The sequence below is a fragment of the Myxococcus qinghaiensis genome (genome assembly GCF_024198215.1).
GTDB lineage: Bacteria > Myxococcota > Myxococcia > Myxococcales > Myxococcaceae > Myxococcus > Myxococcus qinghaiensis.
On the sequence record NZ_JAKCFA010000001.1, the window covers coordinates 440454 to 460314 of the forward strand.

Annotated in this window: 20 protein-coding genes; 11 read left to right on the forward strand and 9 right to left on the reverse strand. The window is 68.3% G+C overall.

Annotation, left to right across the window (positions count from 1 at the left end; all coding sequences use genetic code 11):
• Positions 1-66: 66 nt before the first annotated feature.
• The 5 genes from folE (at position 67) to LZ199_RS01820 (ending at position 5790) form a co-directional block, all read left to right on the forward strand.
• On the forward strand, positions 67-624 hold the full coding sequence (folE, locus tag LZ199_RS01800; RefSeq protein WP_253992062.1) for a GTP cyclohydrolase I: 558 nt from the start codon (positions 67-69) through the stop codon (positions 622-624).
• Positions 621-2051 carry an FAD-binding oxidoreductase gene (locus LZ199_RS01805; RefSeq protein WP_253991886.1) on the forward strand — a complete coding sequence of 477 codons (1431 nt, stop codon included), beginning with the start codon at positions 621-623 and terminating at the stop codon, positions 2049-2051. The genes folE and LZ199_RS01805 overlap by 4 nt, the downstream gene beginning before the upstream one ends.
• A gap of 220 nt (positions 2052-2271) precedes the next feature.
• A complete protein-coding gene (locus LZ199_RS01810; RefSeq protein WP_163865630.1) occupies positions 2272-3009 on the forward strand; it encodes a sigma-70 family RNA polymerase sigma factor in 738 nt (245 codons plus the stop codon).
• A 268-nt stretch (positions 3010-3277) separates the two neighbouring features.
• Positions 3278-3901 (forward strand): tetratricopeptide repeat protein, encoded by a 624-nt coding sequence (locus LZ199_RS01815; RefSeq protein WP_323389065.1) that lies wholly within the window; start codon positions 3278-3280, stop codon positions 3899-3901.
• Entirely contained in the window at positions 3898-5790 is a 1893-nt protein-coding gene (locus LZ199_RS01820) for an AMP-dependent synthetase/ligase (protein WP_253991888.1), read from the forward strand. Before LZ199_RS01815 ends, LZ199_RS01820 begins: the two co-directional genes overlap by 4 nt.
• Before the next feature lie 132 nt (positions 5791-5922).
• Here the strand turns inward: LZ199_RS01820 and tatA are convergent, their stop codons facing one another.
• Positions 5923-6168, reverse strand: coding sequence for a twin-arginine translocase TatA/TatE family subunit (tatA, locus tag LZ199_RS01825; protein ID WP_253991889.1), 246 nt, complete (start codon positions 6166-6168; stop codon positions 5923-5925).
• Between the two features lie 70 nt (positions 6169-6238).
• Positions 6239-7240 carry a sensor histidine kinase gene (locus tag LZ199_RS01830; protein WP_253991890.1) on the reverse strand — a complete coding sequence of 334 codons (1002 nt, stop codon included), beginning with the start codon at positions 7238-7240 and terminating at the stop codon, positions 6239-6241.
• Between the two features lie 220 nt (positions 7241-7460).
• On the opposite strand from LZ199_RS01830, the gene LZ199_RS01835 reads away from it, so the two are divergent.
• The 3 genes from LZ199_RS01835 (at position 7461) to LZ199_RS01845 (ending at position 9560) form a co-directional block, all read left to right on the forward strand.
• Positions 7461-7829 carry a response regulator gene (locus tag LZ199_RS01835; RefSeq protein ID WP_253991891.1) on the forward strand — a complete coding sequence of 123 codons (369 nt, stop codon included), beginning with the start codon at positions 7461-7463 and terminating at the stop codon, positions 7827-7829.
• A gap of 102 nt (positions 7830-7931) precedes the next feature.
• The gene (locus LZ199_RS01840; protein WP_253991892.1) at positions 7932-8258 is read left to right on the forward strand and encodes an SCP2 sterol-binding domain-containing protein; all 327 of its coding nucleotides are present in this window, start codon (positions 7932-7934) and stop codon (positions 8256-8258) included.
• 129 nt (positions 8259-8387) lie between these two features.
• Entirely contained in the window at positions 8388-9560 is a 1173-nt protein-coding gene (locus LZ199_RS01845; protein WP_253991893.1) for a CaiB/BaiF CoA transferase family protein, read from the forward strand.
• A 159-nt stretch (positions 9561-9719) separates the two neighbouring features.
• On the opposite strand, the gene LZ199_RS01850 is transcribed toward LZ199_RS01845, so the two are convergent.
• From LZ199_RS01850 to LZ199_RS01865, 4 genes are read right to left on the reverse strand one after another with little or no spacing between them, the layout of a single operon-like run.
• Positions 9720-10889, reverse strand: a complete 1170-nt coding sequence (locus LZ199_RS01850) for a hypothetical protein (RefSeq protein WP_253991894.1) — start codon at positions 10887-10889, stop codon at positions 9720-9722.
• A gap of 1 nt (position 10890) precedes the next feature.
• A complete protein-coding gene (locus LZ199_RS01855; protein ID WP_253991895.1) occupies positions 10891-11460 on the reverse strand; it encodes a MarR family winged helix-turn-helix transcriptional regulator in 570 nt (189 codons plus the stop codon).
• Entirely contained in the window at positions 11460-14606 is a 3147-nt protein-coding gene (locus tag LZ199_RS01860) for an efflux RND transporter permease subunit (RefSeq protein ID WP_253991896.1), read from the reverse strand. The genes LZ199_RS01855 and LZ199_RS01860 overlap by 1 nt, the downstream gene beginning before the upstream one ends.
• 35 nt (positions 14607-14641) lie before the next feature.
• Entirely contained in the window at positions 14642-15742 is a 1101-nt protein-coding gene (locus tag LZ199_RS01865) for an efflux RND transporter periplasmic adaptor subunit (protein WP_253991897.1), read from the reverse strand.
• Positions 15743-16144: 402 nt separating this feature from the next.
• On the opposite strand from LZ199_RS01865, the gene LZ199_RS01870 reads away from it, so the two are divergent.
• Entirely contained in the window at positions 16145-17284 is a 1140-nt protein-coding gene (locus LZ199_RS01870) for an acyl-CoA dehydrogenase family protein (protein WP_253991898.1), read from the forward strand.
• 94 nt (positions 17285-17378) lie between these two features.
• Here the strand turns inward: LZ199_RS01870 and LZ199_RS01875 are convergent, their stop codons facing one another.
• Entirely contained in the window at positions 17379-17687 is a 309-nt protein-coding gene (locus LZ199_RS01875) for a hypothetical protein (protein WP_253991899.1), read from the reverse strand.
• A gap of 57 nt (positions 17688-17744) precedes the next feature.
• Here LZ199_RS01875 and LZ199_RS01880 point away from each other — a divergent pair, with 57 nt between their 5' ends.
• Positions 17745-18356: a hypothetical protein gene (locus LZ199_RS01880; protein WP_253991900.1), complete on the forward strand. Its 612-nt coding sequence runs from the start codon at positions 17745-17747 to the stop codon at positions 18354-18356.
• A 9-nt stretch (positions 18357-18365) separates the two neighbouring features.
• Here LZ199_RS01880 and LZ199_RS01885 read toward each other — a convergent pair whose 3' ends face one another.
• Positions 18366-18653, reverse strand: coding sequence for a hypothetical protein (locus LZ199_RS01885; protein ID WP_253991901.1), 288 nt, complete (start codon positions 18651-18653; stop codon positions 18366-18368).
• Between the two features lie 59 nt (positions 18654-18712).
• The gene (locus LZ199_RS01890) at positions 18713-19129 is read right to left on the reverse strand and encodes a hypothetical protein (RefSeq protein ID WP_323389098.1); all 417 of its coding nucleotides are present in this window, start codon (positions 19127-19129) and stop codon (positions 18713-18715) included.
• Positions 19130-19205: 76 nt separating this feature from the next.
• On the opposite strand from LZ199_RS01890, the gene LZ199_RS01895 reads away from it, so the two are divergent.
• Complete coding sequence (locus LZ199_RS01895) at positions 19206-19859, forward strand: RlmE family RNA methyltransferase (protein ID WP_253991903.1); 654 nt, start codon at positions 19206-19208, stop codon at positions 19857-19859.
• Positions 19860-19861: the final 2 nt, after the last annotated feature.

A 19861-nucleotide genomic window follows, 5' to 3' on the forward strand; every position in this document is an offset into this window, starting at 1 on the left:
TCCAAAGCTCGCACCCGCAACGCCCCCGTCCCGCAGCCCGTCGCCAGCGCGCCGGACCCCGCCGCCATGGCTCGCGCGGTGGAGGCCTTCCTGCGCGCCGCCGGGCTGCCCTTGGACGATGTGAACCTGGTGGACACCCCGCAGCGCGTGGCCGACGCCTGGAGCCGTGAGTTCCTGGATGGCTACGCGAAGACACCCGAGGAGGTGCTGGGCAAGACGTTCCCCACGCCGAAGGGCTCGTCGCGCGAGCTGGTGGTCGTCACCCACCTGCGCTTCGTCTCCATGTGTCCGCACCACCTGCTGCCGGTGACGGGGCTCGCGCATGTCGCGTATGTGCCGGGCAAGCGGATGGCGGGCTTCGGCCGGCTGTCCTCGCTGGTGGACTGCTTCGCGCGCCGGCTCATCCTCCAGGAGGACCTGGCGCGTGAGGTGGCCCGCGCCCTGGCCCGCGTGCTGGGCAGTCCCGCCACCGCGTGCATCATCGAAGCGGAGCAGGCGTGCTTGCGCATGCGAGGCGCCAGGCAGCACGAAGCCATCACCCACGCGGAGGCCTATGAAGGCGAGCTGCGGCGGGACGGTTCGCTCCGCCGTGAGCTGTGGACGCGCCTGGGGACGCGGCGATGAGTGGCCCTTCCGCGCGGACGGACCGCGTGGAGCCGGAGCGGGTGGAGCGGGTGTGTGAAGCCCTCGCGAGCATCCTCGTGGAGGGGCAGCTGCGGCGCGACGCGGACACGCTCGCGGCCTATGGGCGGGACGAGTCCGACAGCGGCGTCTTCCCACCGGATGTCGTGGTGTTTCCGGAGAGCACCGCCCAGGTGTCGGCCATCTTCAAGGCCTGCGTGGCGCACGGCGTGCCCTTCACGCCATGTGGCGCGCGCAGCGGGAAGAGCGGGGGCTCGCTGCCCCTGAATGGTGGCGTGGCGGTCAGCCTGGAGCGCATGAACCGCATCCACTCCATCTCCGCGGAGGACCTCACGGCGGTGGTGGGACCTGGCGTGGTGACGGGCGACCTGATGAAGGCCGTGGAGGCACAGGGCCTCTTCTATCCACCGGATCCAAACTCCTGGGAGTTCTGCACGCTGGGCGGCAACGTCGCGGAGAACGCGGGCGGGCCTCGCGCGCTCAAGTACGGCGTCACCCGCGACTACGTCATCGGCCTGGAGTGGGTGCTGCCGGACGGAGAAGTCCTGCGGGTCGGCCGCCGGACCATCAAGGGCGTGGCCGGCTATGACCTCGTGGGCCTCTTCGTGGGCTCCGAAGGGACGCTCGGGGTCGCCACCGAAATCACGCTGCAGCTCATTCCGCTGCCACGAAAAGTGCTGACCGCCCTGGTTGTCTTTCCGTCCGTGCTGGACGCGGCGCGGGGCGTCTCCGCCGTGCTGGCCGCGGGCATCCTCCCGCGCTGCCTGGAGCTGATCGACGACGTGGCCCTGCGCGCGGTGGATGGCCGGGGCTTCCAGTTCCCGGAAGGGGCGGGCTCGGCCGTCATCGCCGAGGTCGACGGGTCCAATGAAGAGGGGCTGCTGGAGGAGCTGTCACGGCTCGGCGACATCTGCGCACAGCAGGGCGCCACGCAGACCCTCGTCGCGAGGGACGAGGGCCAGCGGGAGAAGCTGTGGGCCGTGCGGCGGGTCATCTCTCCGGCCCTGCGTGCGCTCAAGCCCCACAAGATTTCAGAGGACATCGTCGTCCCCCGTTCGAAAATTCCCGAAATCATCTCGCGCCTGAAAACGATGGGCGCCGAGCTGGGGCTCACCGTGGCCACCTACGGGCACGCGGGCGACGGAAACCTCCACGCCAACATCCTCTATGAGGGGGCACATCAGCGCGCCCTAGTGGATGAGGCCCTGCGCCGCATGTTGGTGATGACGGTGGAACTGGGCGGCACGATCACAGGCGAGCATGGTGTGGGCCTCGCGAAGCGGGAATTTCTCGCGCTGGAGCAGAGCCCCGCGCTGCTCGAGCTGCAGCGGCGGCTCAAAGCCTTCTTTGACCCATCAGGGCTGCTCAATCCCCAGAAAATCTTCCCCGCGCTCAAGCGTTCTATGTGAGCAGCCGTAAGCGTGACCATCGCCGGGGGAGTTCGCGCTCCTCAACCATGCAGGTCAGCGGAAGCGCGAGCCTCTCGTCCGCCACGGGCCGGCGTTCGACAGTCGAAATGACTTTCGGCGATGGAATGAGAAACCCTTTCGCTCGTTGGGCGTCCTAGAGACAGGTGGACGCGAGTCGGCGGGGACAGCGCGTCCGGCATCGAACGGAGGACGGGAAATCATGGCCAACTCGACGAAGTTTGCGGCGGAGGGCCTGTCGCAATACCTGCGTCACCTGGGGGGACATCACCAACTGACGCGCGAGCAGGAGTACGAGCTCGCGGGTCGTGCTCGCAAGGGCGATGAGTCCGCGCGACAGACGCTCGCGACCTCCAATCTGGCCTTCGTTGTCGCCGTGGCGAAGAAGTTCGCCAATCGCGGCGCGCGCCTGGATGACCTCATCCAGGAAGGCAACGTGGGCTTGATGAAGGCGATTGAGCACTTCGACCCGAAGAAGAACGTGCGTTTCGCGACGTATGCGGTGTGGTGGATTCGCGCCTACATCACCCGCTATTTGAAGGACAACCGCAGCCAGGTCCGCGGCGGCGAGGCCGAGCGGGGCAGCATGGTGGACTTCTCGCTCGACGCCTCCATCGACGAGGAAGGGGAGACCACCTTCCTGGACCGCCTGGAGGACAACGGGCCGTCGCCCCAGGACGTGTTCCTCTCCAATGAGCAGGACACGGAGATCCAGGACGCGCTCACCAAGGTGCGCAAGCGGATTGGCGACCTGGGCTGGGACATCCTCACGGAGCGGCTGACGCAGGACAAGCCGCTGACCCTGGAGGAGCTGGGACAGCGGTGGGGCGTGTCGCGCGAGCGCGTGCGCCAGGTGGAGCTCAAGACGAAGACGTTCCTGGAGCGCTACCTGTCCGCCTTCAACGAGAACGAGGAGCAGGCCGCCGCCGACGCGGCGTGAGCCCACCTCCTCCTCCCCACCTGGGGAGATGCGCGGACCGAGCGGGACTGGCGGGGTCTTCCACCCTTGCCGGCCCCGCTCTTGTTTTTTGCCCGAAAGGCTGCCTGCGTGGTTTGCGTGCGGCCGAGCGTGCGTGCTAAGCCCACCGGCCATGCGCCTGATTTTACTTGCCTTGTGCCTGCTCGTTGCCGGTTCGGCACGGGCGGCGGACGCCGAATTCCTGGCCCGCCTTGACGCCCTGCATGCCGGGCGAGCGGACGCCGCGGCGGTGAAGGAGCTGGAGGCGGAGTTCAAGAAGGCGCTGGCTGCGACGCCGGACGACTTCGAGGTGCTCTGGCGCCAGGCGCGCCTCCTCCAGTGGCAGGCGGACGGGGCTGGCAGCGAGAAGCTCAAGAAGGTGCTCGGACGGCAGACGTGGGACGTCGCCGAGAGGGCTCTCAAGCTGGCCCCCGCCCGGGTGGAGGGCCACTACTACGCGGCGACGGGCATCGGCGCCTACTCTCAAGCAGTGGGTGTGGTGAAGGCACTGGGCGAGGGGCTGGAGGGCAAGTTCAATGAGCGCGCGGACGCGGCCATCAAGATTGATCCCGCCTTCAACTGGAGCGCTCCACTGCTGGTGAAGGGCCGCTACTTCTACGAGCTGCCCTGGCCGAAGCGAGATTTGAAGAAGTCCGCCGAGTATTACGAGAAGGCCATCAAGAAGAACCCGGAGATGCTGCGCGCGCACTACTTCCTCGCCGAGACGCTCCTCAAGGACGACAAGGCCAAGGAGGCGCGTGACGCCATCCAGAAGGTGAAGCAGGGAAGCACCGCGTATGACCCTCCGGAGGGTCAGCGCATCCAGGAGTGGGCGAAGAAGGTCGAAGCCGACATCGAGGAGGAGCTCAAGTGAGAGCAGAGAATCAGGTAGCACCTTCGGCGTCGGCCGCCGGAGCGCAAGAGGGAAACCTGGTCCAGTTGCTGATCCAGCGCGCGCAGAACGCCTCCAAGGCGGGTGTGACGCACAAGAAGGACGGCCGCTGGCAGGACGTGACGTTCGGCCAGGTGCTGGACGACGTGAAGGCGCTGTCCGCGGGCCTGGTGGCCCAGGGCGTGAAGCCTGGAGACCGGGTGGCGCTGTTCGCCAACACCAGCCTCCAGTGGATCATCGCGGACCTGGCCATCACCGCGGCGCAGGCCATCACGGTGCCCATCTACTCGTCCAACCTTCCGGACGAGTTCCGCTATGTCATCAATCACTCGGAGACGTCGTTCGTCTTCGTGGACAATGACGAGAAGGATGCCAAGCAGGTGGGCCGGCTGACGCGCGTGCGGCAGAAGCTGGCGGAGTGTCCCACCGTCACGAAGGTCATCGTGTTCGAGAGCTCGGCTGCGGGCAGCCAGAACGTCTCCCAGGCGGGCAGCCTGGAAGTCTCCCTGGCGGACGTCATGGCCCAGGGCCGTGAGGCGCACCAGGCTAACCCGGGCGCCTTCGAGGAGCGCGTGGCCTCCGTGAAGTCGGAGGACACCAACTGCCTCATCTACACCTCCGGCACCACGGGGGATCCGAAGGGCGCCATCCTCACCCACGGCAACTGGACGTACCAGGCGCACGCGGTGCAGGCCATCGGCATGATGGAGCCGACGGACGCCGTCATGCTGTTCCTGCCGCTGGCGCACGTCTTCGCCCAGGTGGTGAAGGCGGCGTGGCTGAGCATGGGCTTCCGGCTCATCGTCGCGGAGTCGGTGGACAAGCTGATGGCGAACATCGTGGAGACGCGTCCCACGGTGCTCCCGTCAGTGCCCCGCGTCTTCGAGAAGGTCTACAACACGGTGGTGTCCAACGGCACGTCGGCCCCGGGCCTCAAGGGCCGGCTGACCCGCTGGGCCTTCAAGCTCTTCGACGAGTACGTGGATGCGATGCAGCAGGGCCGGCCGTATGACTCGCTCGGCTTCTCCATCGCGAAGAAGCTGGTGTTCACCAAGGTGCGCGGCACGCTGGACGAGAAGCTGGGCGGCAACATGCGCCTGTTCGTCTCCGGTGGCGCGCCGCTGTCCCGGAAGATCGGCTACTTCTTCGACCTGCTGGGGTTCAAGGTGGTGGAGGGCTACGGCCTGACGGAGACGGCCGCTCCCACCAACGCCAACCGCCCGAACAAGATCAAGATTGGCACCGTGGGTCCGGCGATGCCGGGCACCGAGGTGAAGATCGCCGCGGACGGCGAGGTGCTCGCGCGGGGCCCCTGCATCATGAAGGGCTACTACAAGAACGACACGGCCACCGCCGAGGTCATTGAGCCGGACGGCTGGTTCCACACGGGTGACATCGGCGAGCTGGATGCCGACGGCTACCTGCGCATCACCGACCGCAAGAAGGACATCATCGTCACGGCGGGTGGGAAGAACGTGGCGCCTCAGAACATCGAGAACACGCTCAAGACCTTCCCCATCCTGAGCCAGGCCATGGTGTACGGCGACAAGCGCCCGTACCTGGTGGCCCTCATCACCGTGGCGGAAGACGCGGCCAAGAAGCTGCTGGAGGAGAAGGGCGCTCCGGTGGGCAGCTACGCGGAGAACGCGAAGCGGCCGGAGGTCCACGCCGCGGTGAAGGCGGTGCTGGACAAGATGAACGCGGACTCGCCGCCGTACGCCACCATCAAGCGCTTCACGGTGATGCCCGCGGACTTCACCCAGGAGTCCGGCGAGCTGACGCCCACCCTGAAGGTCAAGCGCAAGGTCTGCAGCACGAAGTACAAGGCGCAGATCGACGCCATGTACGACAACGTGGCCGTCATCGACTGAGCGTTCGGTCCCTCGCCCCCGGTGCTGTCGACCGGGGGTGTGTGCCCCGCAACGTCAACGCCCGCTCGGCCCCAGGAAGTCGGGGTGGAGCGGGCGTCGTGCTTTCCGGCGGGGACCTACCCCGGAGCGGGGCTACGCGTGGCTGCTGGGCGTGGAGGACTTCACGTCCTTGTCCACGGTGCCGCCGCCGGCGAGCGTTCCGGTGCCCTTCTTGTCGGCGCCGGGGGTACCCGTCTCCTCCTCACCGCCGAAGCCGCGCTTGAAGTTACGAATCGCGCTGCCCAGGGACGAGCCGAGCTGCGGCAGCCGCGTGGCCCCGAAGAGGAGCAGCAGCACAAACAGGATGAGAAGAAGTTCCATCGGCTTCAGCCCCAGCATCACGGCTCCTTCGCGAAAACGGGGCGAGCATAGCGGGGGGAGCCGTGGACCGCCAGCAAGAGCGGAGGCCTCATGCCTGGAGGGCCGCTGGAGTGCCAAGCATGGCGCCCGGCACCGCGGTGAGGGTGATGAAGAGGGAGCTACCGGACGGATCCGTCTCCACGCCGACGCTTCCCCCGTGCGCCTCCACCTCCTGGCGGGCCAGGTAGATGCGCAGCGGATCCTCCAGCTTCTTCTCGCGGAAGGCCCGCTCCTCGCGCCGGAAGACGACGGAGGCGTCCTCGTCGGTGAGGGGGACACCTTCCCGGCGCACCTCCACCCGCACCCTGGGTGCCCCGGCGTGGATGCGCAGGTAGATGACCTCGCCGGGCTGGGAGCGGGCGAGCTGGTACAGGATGAAGGCCTCCACGGCGTGCTGGATGCGGGCTCCGTCCACGGCCACGTCGGGCGGCGCCACGCGCGGGTCCAGGTCCAACACCAGCGCCACGTTGGCGGCGGTGGCCGCCGCGCGCTGGCGCTCCACGGCCGCATCCAGCAGGGGGATGAGCGACTGGCGCTCCGGCTCACAGGCAAGCGAGCCCAGGTCGGCGCGGCTGGAGTCGAAGAAGTCCTGCGAGAAGGACAGCGAGCGGTCCGCGTTGCGGAGAATCGTCTCCAACCCGCGCTGCACCTTGGGCTCCAGCGGGTTGCGGCCGTTGAGCAGCAGCGCGGCATAGGAGCGGATGTTGGCCAGCGAGCCGCGCAAGTCGTGCGACGCCATGCCCAGGTAGCGCACCCTGCGGCGCGCGTCGGACTCGTTCCAGCTCACCGGGAAGGTCCACAGGAGCCGCCCTCCGTCGCCCAGGAGCTCCTCTCCCGCGAGGACCAGGATGTCGCCCTGCTCCCAGACGCGCAGATCCCCCGCGCGGCGGTGGAAGCCCGCGGCGCCCAGCAGGGCTTCCACGGAGGTGGCGCCCGGAGGCAGCTCCTGGATGCCCAGATGCTCGAGGACCAGGCCGCCCAGCAGGCGTGGAGGCCCCTGCGTGGGGACTAGGACGAGGCCAGGCGCTTCCGCCGTGCTGCCAGCTCCCATCTCCCCAGGGCTCCTCACGTTTTCCACCTCCTGTCCAGCAGGTCACGGAAAGGGTGGGGCGCGTCTGTCGGTTTTGCAACGTGCACCCGCGTTGTATGCGGGGAGCGCACTTTCTTGCGCCGCTGCATGGGAGGATGGTGGAAGAATCCCCAGCGTCGCACCGAGGGAGACTGCCCTGACTTCGCCTAACACACAGCCTGATGGTGCCGTCGTCCTTGTCGTGGACGACGACCCGGACATCCTCGAAGCCCTCTCTGAAATCCTGGAGGCCGAGGGGTTCGTCATCCGTCGTGCCCGCAATGGGAAGGAGGCGCTGGAGCGCCTCGAGCCTGATCCTCCCCACCTCATCCTGTTGGACCTGATGATGCCGGTGATGGACGGTTGGGAGTTCGCCCAACGCATGCGCCAGAAGCCGCCGGCCATCGCGACCATCCCGCTCATCGTCCTCAGCGCGGACCGCAACGTGGGCAGCAAGGCCCAGGACATTGGCGCTGTCGGCCACCTGGCCAAGCCCTTCGAACTGAATGACTTGCTGGAGATGGTGCGGCGCTCGCTGAACCCGTCCACGGTGAGCAGCACCAGCGCCTGATGAACACCGCGCATCGCGCTGCTTGACCTGCCAGGAGGGCGCCATTACGGTCCCTCCACCCGTCTTGATTCTTCAATCAACGACCAGGCCAAGGAGCGCGTCATGACCGCGAAGGACATCATCGAGACCCAGATTCCGGAAGTTCTCAAGGAGAAGCCGGAGCTGGCGAAGGACATCAACGCCATCATCCACTTCGACATCTCCGGCGAGGGCGGCGGGAAGTGGACGCTGGACCTGACCAAGGCCGAGGGCTGGGTCACTCCGGGGCTCGAGGGCGCGTCCAAGATGACCATCCTGGTGAGCAACGAGGACTTCGTGAAGATCCGCGAGAAGAAGCTCAACGCCCAGATGGCGGCCATGGGTGGCAAGCTGAAGTTCAAGCCCATGGACATGGGCCTCGCGATGAAGCTGGCGAAGCTGCTGTCGTAGTTCCCTCGGAACGCGGGGGGGGCCCAAGCGCCGCCCTCGCTCCGACTCGCGCGGCGCGTTCCCACCCCGGGGGCGCGCCGCACGTCGTTTCAGGCCCCCTTCGTCTCGTTCGACTCCTGGAGAACCGCCATGTCGTCGCTGCCCCTCACGGGTCTTCGCGTGCTGGATTTGTCGCGCCTGTTGCCCGGCCCCTACGCCACCCTGGTGCTGGCGGACCTGGGCGCCACGGTGGTGAAGGTGGAGGAGCCGGAGGGGGGCGACTACGTCCGGGCGATGCCGCCCTCGCGCGACGACGTGGGCGCGCTGTTCTATGGCCTCAACCGCAACAAGCGCTCGCTCACGCTGAACCTCAAGACGCCCGAGGGGCGCGATGCGCTCAAGCGGCTGGCGCGCACGCACGACGTGCTGGTGGAGAGCTTCCGGCCCGGCGTCATGGACAAGCTGGGCGTGGGCGAGTCGGTGCTGCGGGCGGAGAACCCCCGGCTCATCTACTGCGCCATCTCCGGCTATGGGCAGACGGGGCCCGACAGGCTCAAGGCGGGACACGACTTGAACTACGTGGCCCGCGCGGGCCTGCTGGGCTACGGCGGCGAGGCGGGTGGCGCCCCGGCCTTTCCCGGCGTGCAGATGGGGGACATCGGCGGAGGAAGTCTCTTCGCGCTGGTGGGCATCCTGGCCGCGCTGCACGAGCGCGAGCGCACGGGGAAGGGGCGCCTCGTCGACGTGTCGATGACGGATGGGGCCACGGCCTTCCTGCACATGCACCTGGCCGCGCGGCTCTTCATGGGCGAGCAGGGGATGCCGCTCGAGCGGGGACGCGAGGCGCTCAATGGCGGCTACGCGTGCTACGGCCTGTACCGCACGGCGGATGACCGGTGGCTGGCGGTGGGCGCGCTGGAGGCCAAGTTCTTCGCCGGGGTGTGCGAGCGGTTGGGCAGGCCGGAGCTGCTTGACGATGCGTACACGCCGGGGGAAGACGGGGCGCGGGTGAAGGCGGAGCTGACGCGCCTGTTCGCGGAGCAGCCGCTGGCGTACTGGGCGGAGAAGTTCGCGGGCTCCGACCTGTGCGTGGAGCCGGTGGCGGAAGGGGACGAGGTGTTGGCGGACGCGCAGCTGCGCGCGCGGGGTCTCTTCGTCGAAGCAGAGGATGCGCGACTGGGCCGCAAGGTGACGCACCTGCTCACCCCGCTGCGCATGGGGCCGACGCCGCTGCGCGAGCCTCCCGCGCTGGGCCAGCACTCGCGTGAGGTGCTCGCGGAGGCGGGCTTCACCGAGGAGGAGATGGCGCGCCTGGGCGTCTAGCGAGTCGGGCCTTGGGCGTTGGCCGGCGGAGCTGGCGCTCTTTCGCGTGTGTCCGTGACTCGGCACGCGGCGGACTCCGCGCTCCGGTTCACCGCGCGGGTGGTGCCGAGCGCGCGTCGCGACGGAAGCCTCGCGGGTCGAAGGGGCGGTGGCCGCTCGTTACGGAGCCCTGCCTGAAGGCAGGCGACTCCAGAGCGCTTCACCATGCGCCGCGTGGCAGGTGTCGCCCACCAGGTCCAACGCGAGCTGTCGATTCCGCGTGGCCACGGACGCGGGGGCCGCGAGCAGCCCCGTCTCGTCCATCCTCCGCAGCGTGTTCTCCAGGTACCGGCGCGCCCGCTCCACGGTCTCCTGCTGGACGGCGGTGGGGCGCCAGCCGGTGTCGTCGCGGAAGCGTCCGAGTGTCTCGAGCAAGTGCCCCTGGAACTTCAGCATCTGCGCCAGCACCTGCTCGCGCTGCGTGGGCAGCGAGGCCCAGGCCGTCTCGTACTGCCGCATCTCCGAGTCCAGCCGGTACAGCAGCACGTCCACCTGCGCCGCCAGCCGGGGCTTCCACGCCGCGCGCACGGACGGGTGACGCGCCCAGCCGGCCACGGCCTGGAAGTAGTGCAGGCCACCGCAGGGGTGCGCGTAGATGCCCTGGCCTCGCTTGGGCACCTCGGGGCGCCTGGCCTTCAAGCCCGAAGCGAGCTCGGCCTGCTCCGCCTCCAGCGTGGTGAGCGCGCGCTCCATCACCGCGTTCACGCTCACCTGTTGGCCCGTGCCGTCGCGGAACGTGTCGCCGGGACGTGAGGTCAGCGAGAGGACATCCAGCCTCCAGGCACTCTCCGCCGAGGTCACCTGGTCCATCCGGAAGTCGCGCTTCACGTCCTCCACCAGCTCGCGCAGCGTCACCGGGCCCCATGACGCCGTGAAGCGCTGGGACAGCGGCAGGCCCGCTGCCAGCAACGTCTTCACCTGAAGGGCGGGGTGGGGCTCCACCGGGGTGCCATCGGACGTGAAGGGCTCGAAGAAGAGGTCGGCCCGCTTCGAGGGCGCGTCTTCGAGCGCGGGCGTTCGGCGCAGGAAGTCGGCCACCACCACGTCGGAAGCGAGCCGGCCGTCACTCGCGCGGAAGTCGCGGCCGTCCAGCACGACACCATGCGCGAGCGCCCACGGGTTGCGCGCGTCCGAGGCCCAGGCGCGGCACCGTCCGGCCAGCTCCTCACCTGGCAGCGGTGGTGCAGCCGCCGCCGACGTCGCGAGTACAGAGAAGAGGAGGAGTAGGGGCGTCTGGAAACAACAGAGCGCGCGCCGGGCGGAGTTCGCCACCGGCGCGCGCTCTTGCATCCTAGACCGCCTGTTCGGAGGTGGTGCCTCCGAGCCGCTTCAGCATCCGCTCCAGCAGGCCAAAGAGGGCCTCCTGGTCATCGGGCGGAAGCAGGTCCAGCATGCGTCGCAGGCCCTGGTCGACGCTGCGACTGATGAGGTTGAAGAGCTTGACGCCCTCCTGGGTGAGCTGCGCGACGACGGCGCGCCGGTCCTCGGCGTCCCTCGTGCGCTCCACCAGCTTCATGGCCTCCAGCCGGTCCACCACGCCAGTGATGGTCTTCTTGGTGATGCCGACACGCTGGGCAAGGACTCCCACGTGCGTGGGGCCATCATTGCCCAGCCACATCAACGCGTGGATCTGCGTGGGGGTGAGCTGATTGCTCTCGCAGATGCCATGGAGCGGATCTCTCAAGGAGCGGTACCGCCCGAGCTGGATGATGAGCTCGTGCAGCCGCCGTGACGCGGGCGTGGGTGAGTCTCCCTCGGCCTCGGAGGGCAGGGCGTCGCCCTCCTCGGTGAGCTCGAGCTCCTCCTCGCCTGCGCCGGACGGCTGCACGCGGAGGGCCGGTCTGTGGGCCGGCACTCGCATCAGGCCGTCTCCACTCGCGCGGCGGCCGCCACCGCGGGCTTCTCGCCGTGCGGGCCCACCGCGTGCGGCGTGCCATGGTCCGGGGCGGTGCCCGGGCCCTTGCGCCGCTTGAACTTCTCGGTGAGCTGATCCAACAGCGAGTACACCACCGGCACCACGCCGAGCGTCAGCACGGTGGAGGTGATGAGGCCGCCGATGATGGTGATGGCCATGGGCGCCCGCGTCTCAGCGCCGTCACCCCGGGCGATGGCCACCGGAATCATGCCGGCGATCATCGCGATGGTCGTCATGAGAATCGGACGCAAACGAACCGGAGCCGCGCCCAGCAGGGCCTCCGTGGCGCTCTTGCCTTCCTCACGCAGCTGCAGCGTGAAGTCGACCAGGAGGATGCCGTTCTTCACCACCAGACCCATGAGCATGATGACGCCGATGAGGGCGAACATCGACATGGCCTGGCCGGTGATGAGCAGCGCGCCAATGGCGCCGATGAAGGCGAAGGGCAGCGACAGCATGATGGTGAACGGGTGGATGAGGCTCTCGAACTGCGCCGCCAGAATCATGTACACGAGGATGATGCCGAGCAGCAGCGCGGCGCCGAACGCGGCCACCGCCTTGCCCAGCTCCTTCGCGTTGCCCTCGAAGTCGTAGATCATCCCCTTGGGCACTTCCTTCTCCGCCGTCGCGTTCATGAAGGCCACGGCGTCACCCAACTGGTAGCCGGAGGCCAGGTTGGCGAGCAGGGTGATCTGCCGCTTCTGGGACTCACGGTCGATCTGCACCGGACCATCCGCCGGAGTGACGGAGGCCAGGTTGCGCAGCTCCACGAGCTGCCCGCTGGGAGCGCGCACCGTGAGCTTGCCGAGCGCATCGGCGGAGGCCAGGGTCTCCGACGGCAGCCGCAGCTTCACCTCGTACGTCTCGCCGCCCTCGCGGTAGTCCGCGAACTTGTCGCGACCGAGGAAGGCGCGCAGCGTGCTGCCCAGCGACGCGGCCGGCACGCCGAGGCTGGCGGCGCGCTCGCGGTCCACCACCACGTCGTACTGGGGCTTGCCGGAGCGGTACGTGGAGTCGATGTCCACCAGCCCCTTGTTGGTCTTCATCGCCGTCTTCATCTTCTCCGAGGTGGCGATGAGCTCCTGCCAGTTGTCGCCGCGCAGGTTGAACTGCACCTGCTGCGAGCGCGAACCACCACCCGCGATGCCGGTGACGTCCTGCACGGTGACGGACACGCCCGGGCGGGGCTTGATGGCGCCGCGCAGATACGTCTTCAGCTCTCCCTGGGGATAGCTGCGCTCCTTGATGGGCACCAGGTTGATGAGCAGCTCGCCCTTGTGCACTTCCTCCTGCACGCCGCCGCCGACGGTGGCGAAGGTGGAGGCGATGCCGGGCAGCCCGCGCACCTGCGCGTCGAGCTGGTCGATCTCCGCCTGCGTCTCATGGAGCGTCGAGCCGATGGGGAGCTCCACCGCCAGCTTGATGTTCCCGTTGTCCGACTCAGGGATGAACGTGAACTTGAGGAAGCGGGCCAGGCCGAAGGTCGCGAAGAGCACCACCACCGCCACCACCATCGTCACCAGGCGGCGCCGGAGGATGGTCGCGAGAATCTTGCGGTAGCCGTTCTCCATGCCCACCAGCACCTTCTCCACCACCGCGGACACGCCCGTGGGCTGACCGTGGTGGCGCAGCATGCGCGAGGACAGCATGGGCGTGAGCGTCATGGACACGGCGTAGGAGATGAGCGTCGCCACCGCCACCGTGACACCGAACTGGTAGAAGAACATGCCCATGATGCCGTCCATGAACGCCACGGGGATGAACACCGCGACGATGGCCAGCGTCACCGCGAGCACGGCGAGGGCAATCTGCCCCGCGCCGTCCAGCGCGGCCTGCATGGGCGTCTTTCCCTCCTCCATGTGACGGACGATGTTCTCGATGACGACGATGGCGTCGTCGATGAGCAGACCGATGGAGAGCGTCAGCGCCAGCATCGTCACCATGTTGAAGGTGAAACCCAGCGCCGCCATCACCGCGAAGGTTCCGACCACCGACACCGGCAGGGCGACGGCCGCGACGATGGTGGAGTTCAGGTTGCGCAGGAACACCAGCACGATGACCACGGCGAGGATGCCGCCGAGCACCATGTCGAACTGCACCGAGGCGATGGACGAGCGGATGAACCGCGCGTTGTCCGACACCAGCTCCACCTTGATGCCCTCGGGCAGCCGGCTGTTGAGCTCGCCCAGGGACTCCTTGACGAGCGAGGCCACCTGCACCGTGTTGGAGCCGGACTGCTTGCGCACCACCAGCGCCACCGCGCTGCGGTCGCCGTTCTTCGCGGCGCCACGCGCTTCCTCGGGGCCGTCCACCACGTCGGCGATGTCTCGCACGCGCACCGGCGCGCCGTTGGGGCTGGCGATGATGATGTTGCGAATCTCATCCACGCTCTTCGCCTCGGACGTCAGACGAAGCACGCGCTCGCGACCGCCGTCCATGGTGCGGCCACCCGGGACGTCCAGGCTCTGCGCGCGCACCGCCTGGCTCACGTCGCTGATGGCCAGCCCGAAGCCGCGCAGGCGGTCCGGGTCGACGACGAGCGCGATCTCCCGCTCACGACCGCCGATGACGTCGATGCTGCCGACGCCCTTCTGACGCTGCAGCGCGGGCTTGAGGATGTCCTCCGCCGTGCGCGTCAGCTCTTCAATCGGGAGCGCGCCGGACAGCGACAGGGTGATGATGGGGGCCGCGCCGATGTCGAACTTCTCGACGACGGGCGTCTCGATTTCGGTCGGCAGCTTGCTCAGCGTCGCCTGGACGCGATCTCGCACGTCCTGCGCGGCCACGTCCACCTTGCTGGCCAGCGTGAAGCGCACGACGATCTGCGACACGCTCTCCATGTTGATGGAGCGAAGCTGCTCCACGCCGTTGAGCGTGTTGAGCGCCTCTTCCAGCGGATCACTGACGTTCTTTTCAATCGTCTCCGGGTCCGCGCCAGGGAGGACGGTCGTCACGGTGACGACAGGGAAGTCGACGTCGGGGAACTGATCGACGCCGATGCGGGGGTACGCGTTGATGCCGAACACGACCACGGCCATCATCAACATGGCGGTGAAGATGGGTCGTGAAATGAATGTCTTGAGCGGGCTCATTCAGGAAGTCCCATGAGTTGAGGGGAGGGCAGGCGTCACTGCACCACGCGGACGGCCGTGCCCTCCTTCACGTCCAGGGAGGAGTCGGCGAGCACGCGCTCGTCGGCCGCCAGGCCCTGGAGAATGCGCACGTAGCCGGGGAGCACGCGCTCCACGCGCACGTCGCGCTTGCGCACGGTGCCGTCCTGCACCACCCACACGAAGCCCTGCTGGCCCCGCGAGCTGACGGCCTGCGTCGGCAGGAAGAGGCCCTTGTCGTCGGACTGGCCCGCCACGTTGGAGAAGTCCAGGTCCACCAGCGCGCCCGGGCGCAGCGGCGAGGCCGTCTCACCCACCACGTCCGCCAGCACCTCCACCGTGCGGTTGGTGGCGTCGACGGTGGCGCCCACCGTGGCGACCGTCACCTCGAAGCGCATGCCGCTGGGGCTCACGGTGCCCTGCGTCTTCGTGCCGGGCTTGACCTTGTCCACCACGGACTCGGGCACCAGCGCGCGCACTTCCAGGCCGGTGATGTCCACCAGCGTGAAGACGGGCGTGGGCGGCATCATCGCCACCGTGTCGCCGATGTTCTTCATCCGCGCGGTGATGACGCCGTCGAAGGGCGCGATGATGGACATGTCGCGCAGGTTCTCCTCCGCCATGCGCAGCGCGGCGGCGGCCTGGGCGGCCTGGGCGGCGGCCTGCTTCGTGCCGATCTCCGCCTGATCCAACCCCGCCGCGGCGATACCGCCGGACTCCGCCACCTTGCGGGTGCGCTCCAGGTTGTTCGTCGCCAGCTGCAGTCCCGCGTCCGCGGCCGCCTTCACCGCCCGGGCCTGCTCCACGCCGATGGCGACGTTGGAGGTGTCCAGGACCGCCAGGGGCTGGCCCTTCTTCACCTTGTCGCCCACCTTCACCAGCATCTTCGCCAGGGTGCCGGTGGCCTGCGCGCTCAGCGTCGCCTCCTGCTTGGAGCGGACCTGCCCCGTCACCCGGGTGACGCTGGCCTCCAGCTCCGTCGCCGGGGTGATGGCTCGCACGCCCACCGCTGCCGCTCCCTCCTGCTGCGGAAGCGCGGGCTTGTCACCGCCCTTGGCACAGCCAGTCGTCGTCATCACCGCCGCCAGCACCGCGGCCACCCACATGCGTCGAATCACGGTCGTCCTGCTCCTGCCAGCTCGCGGACCCCGGACCCCTCCAGGACTCCACACCGGCTCAAACCTTGGAATTTCTGCGGCCCGGAAACTACAGTCCCTGAACTGTCTGTCAAGGGGATACTCCGCGATGCGGACTATCTCCCGCCGGGCCTACTTAATGCCCGCCTGCCTGGCAAGCAGGACTTTCTTCGCGGGCTGCCCCAGAGGGCAGGGCACTGATTCGCCCCAAGCGCCCGCCTGGAAGCCTCCTGGAATGGCTCGCTGCGTCAGCATCGCACAGTCGCCAGAATCGTGGCTCGTCGCGTCACGTTCGGGGCGCTGGCGGTCCTTGTTGCTTCCCGAGGACGCCTGTTATTGATTCGAAAATCAATCTTGTTGTCCCCCCGCCAATGAGGAGAGTGCATGCCGAACCCGTTCACCGAGGAGCACGAGGCCTTCCGCAGGACGGTGCGAGCCTTCGTCGACAAGGAGATGGCGCCGTACGGACTGGAGTGGGACCGGGCCGGCATCTTCCCGCGTGAGCTGTTCAAGAAGTGCGCGGACCTGGGCTTCCTCGGCATCAACCATGACCCGAAGTTCGGCGGCAGCGGGCTGGACTACTGGTACGTGACGGCGTTCTGCGAGGAGCTGAGCTACAGCAAGAACGCGGGGGTGAACATGGCGCTGCTGGTGCAGAGCCAGATGGCCACGCCCATCATCAACGAGATTGGCACCGACGAGCAGAAGCGGGAGTTCCTGGAGCCCGCGCTCAAGGGCGAGAAGATCGCCGCGCTGGGCGTGAGCGAGCCGGGGTGCGGCTCGGACGTGGCGAGCATCAAGACGACGGCGCGCCGGGACGGCGACGACTACGTCATCAACGGCTCGAAGATGTGGATCACCAACGGCACGCGCGCGGACTTCATCACCCTGGCGGTGCGCACGGGGGGCGAGGGCTACGGCGGCATCTCCCTGGTGACGTTCCCCACGGACGTGAAGGGGTTCAGCGTCTCCAAGAAGCTGGACAAGATTGGCAACCTGTCCTCGGACACGGCCATCCTCTACTTCGAGGACTGCCGCATCCCCGCCCGCTACGTGCTGGGCGAGGAGAACGAGGGCTTCTACCACATCATGACGAACTTCCAGGGCGAGCGCCTGGTCGGCGCCATCACCACCGTGGCCGGCATGGAGCGGATGATGGAGGACGCCATCCAGTACGGCAACGAGCGCGAGGCGTTCGGCCGGCCGCTGATGAAGTTCCAGGTGTGGCGCCACAAGTTCGTGGAGCACCTGACGGCGATTGAAGCGGCGAAGCGGCTGACGTACCACGCGGTGGACCTCTTCGACCGGAAGGAGAGCCCCGTGAAGGAGGTCTCCATGGCGAAGCTGTTCGCGGGCGACCTGGCCCAGCGCGTGGCCTACGACACGCAGCAGTTCTTCGGCGGCATGGGCTACATCGAGGAGACGCCCATCGCCCGCATGTGGCGCGACGTGCGCCTCATCACCATCGGCGGCGGTACCTCCGAGGTGATGAAGGAGATCATCTCGAAGCTCTACGGCTTCTAGAGCCGTGCCTGCCGGGCGGGTCCTTCAGTCAGGGCCCGCCCGTCGTCGTTCCACTGCGGCACGAAGCCACGGGCTCTCGACGACGAGCCGGGGCCTACCGGATGCCCTGCTGCTGCTGCGCGTAGGTGCCGCTGTTCTGCTCCTCCTCCAGGACCTGGATGGCCGCGCTGCCCGCCGCCGCCGCGCCGGCACCGGTGGGCGAGCCGTCCGCGGGACGCGGCTGACACACGCACCCGGCCGAGCTGCGGATGACGACCACCGCGCCCAACTCCATGTCCAGGTCGGTGCAGATCTTCTTGCACTCGGTGGCCCGCTCCTTGGGCACGGCGTAGTTGGTGGCGCCGATGGTGGTGCAGCCAGTCAGGCACAGCAGCGCGGACAGGACGAGGAGGTCGCGGGTCATGTCCCGCCGTTTAGCATGGGCCGCGCGGTCGGCTAGGGTGTCGCCCCGGAGGTGGTGATGGCACCCGTGATTCCGGCGAGCGTGGCGTGGTACGTGACGGGCCGTTTCTACCTGTCGTCGGAGGACTCGACGCTCCAGGACCTGGGCTACTTCCTGCACCTGGAGGGACTGCGCGGGCCGCTGCTCGAGGACCCCACCGGGAAGGTGGCCGAGGCCACCGCGCTGCTGACCTTCCGCTCCACGCCGTTCAAGTCCGTGTCGATTGACAACGGCGGGCTGTCGCTGAGCGTGGACCCCGTGGGGGACTTCACCGTCTACCTCAAGGAGCCGGGCCATGGGCGGGCCCACTTCGACGACCCGGCGTCGTTCTCCGAAGGGCGTCCCATCGCCACGTTCCGTCGGGCAAGCCTCGTCGTGGGTGGCGCGTTCAGCGGACCCGCGAGCACCGGCCGCTCGCTGTCGATGAACGTCTTCACGGCCCGCCTCGTGTGGAGCACCGCCTTCGAGCTTCATGGCGAGCGCTACGACTTGAAGGAGCTCCTGCCCCACGGAATCACGCAGTGGGGAGAGTCCGGCCCCACCGCGCTGGCGAGTCCGCCGCCGGGCTTCTCCAAGGTCGTCCCGTTCGTGGGCTCGGCGGTGGCCGTGGGCCCCGGGCCCATGCGCTGAAGCGCCGCGTCAGCGCTTCCTGAACAGGGCCTCCGCGGCGGTCATCATCGCGTCGCGGCTGGCCTTCGCGTGCAGGCCGCCTTCGCCCACCTGGAAGAGCTCGCAGAAGTTGGCGCAGTCCTTGTCGGAGGGCACTTCGGCGAAGGGCTCCTTGCACTCCTTGGCGACGCTCGGCTCGAAGTGCCGACAGTTGCGGCACGAGCGCACGTCCTCTTCGCAGCTCGGACAGGTGTCGCCACGTCCCACCTGGTTGCCGATGATATCGAGCGTGTGTCCACAGTGCGCACAGCCGGGCATGGCCACCTCCGCGAGAGCAGGGGTGCCATTGTGCCAGCGCGCGAAGCTGCTCGGGAGTCCTACCGTTGAAGGCTGGACACGAGTGCTCCCGTGGGCTCCGAGGGAGCGGCCGACGGGGGCGAGGTGGGACGCAGCTCACCCAGGGCATCCAGGAGCTGGTCATCCAGGCGCTTGAGCAGGAACAGGACGTAGGCGCCCACCAGGGCCATGGCCGCCGCCAGGATGCCGAGCATCATGCCCCGCTCCCACAGGTGGGCCTTCTCCAGCACCCCGCGCCGCTCGGCGAACGTCTTGAGCTGAGCATCCGCGGCCCTGCCATCCAGCCGGTTCGCGTACTCCTCGGCCTGGGCGGTGCCGCGTTCCATCAGCCACTGGCCCTGGACCTGGAGTGCGTCCGCCCGGGTGTAGCAGTAGACCGCTCCACCCGCCGACAACAGGGTGAAACACAGCGCAGCCGTCAAGCCCCGGGTGCCCATCGCTACGTCCTCCGGATCCGCCATTGCGCGGGCCTCGACACCCACGACTGCTCCGGCTTCCCGAAGACAGTAGCGGATGGTAGGGAGCCCCTCTGACATGGGCAAGCCCTACCGTCCTAAAGACCACTATTTCCAGAAAGCCAAGCAGGAGGGCCTGCGGGCTCGCTCCGCCTTCAAGGTGGACGAGCTCATCAAGCGCTTCCCCATGGTGAAGAAGGGCCACGTGGTGCTCGACCTGGGGGCCGCGCCCGGAGGCTTCCTCCAGATTCTCGCGGAGGCCGTGGGCAACGCGGGCCAGGTGATTGGCGTGGACATCGTCGCCATCCGTCCCTTCACGCAGCGGCACGTGCGCACCGCGGTGCTGGACGTGCTCGCGGATGACTTCGACGCGAAGCTGACCGCGCTGCATGACGGTCCGTTCGACGCCGTGATTTCCGACATGGCGCCCAAGACGAGCGGAATCAAGGCCACCGACGAGGCGCGCAGTCTGCGGCTGGCGGGCAAGGCGCTGGAGCTGGCCGCGACGCGCGGGCGGCCGGGCTCGTCCTTCGTGGCGAAGGTGTTCATGGGCGGCGACTTCGAGGATTTCCGCGCCCAGGTGCGCGCCCTCTTCGAAGAAGTGAAGGTGGTTCGCCCGGAAGCAACGCGCGGCGCCAGCATGGAGGTCTATCTGGTGGGGCTGCGTCGCAAGGCGCCGGGGGGCGAGGCGGGCGCGACACCGACTTCCTGAGG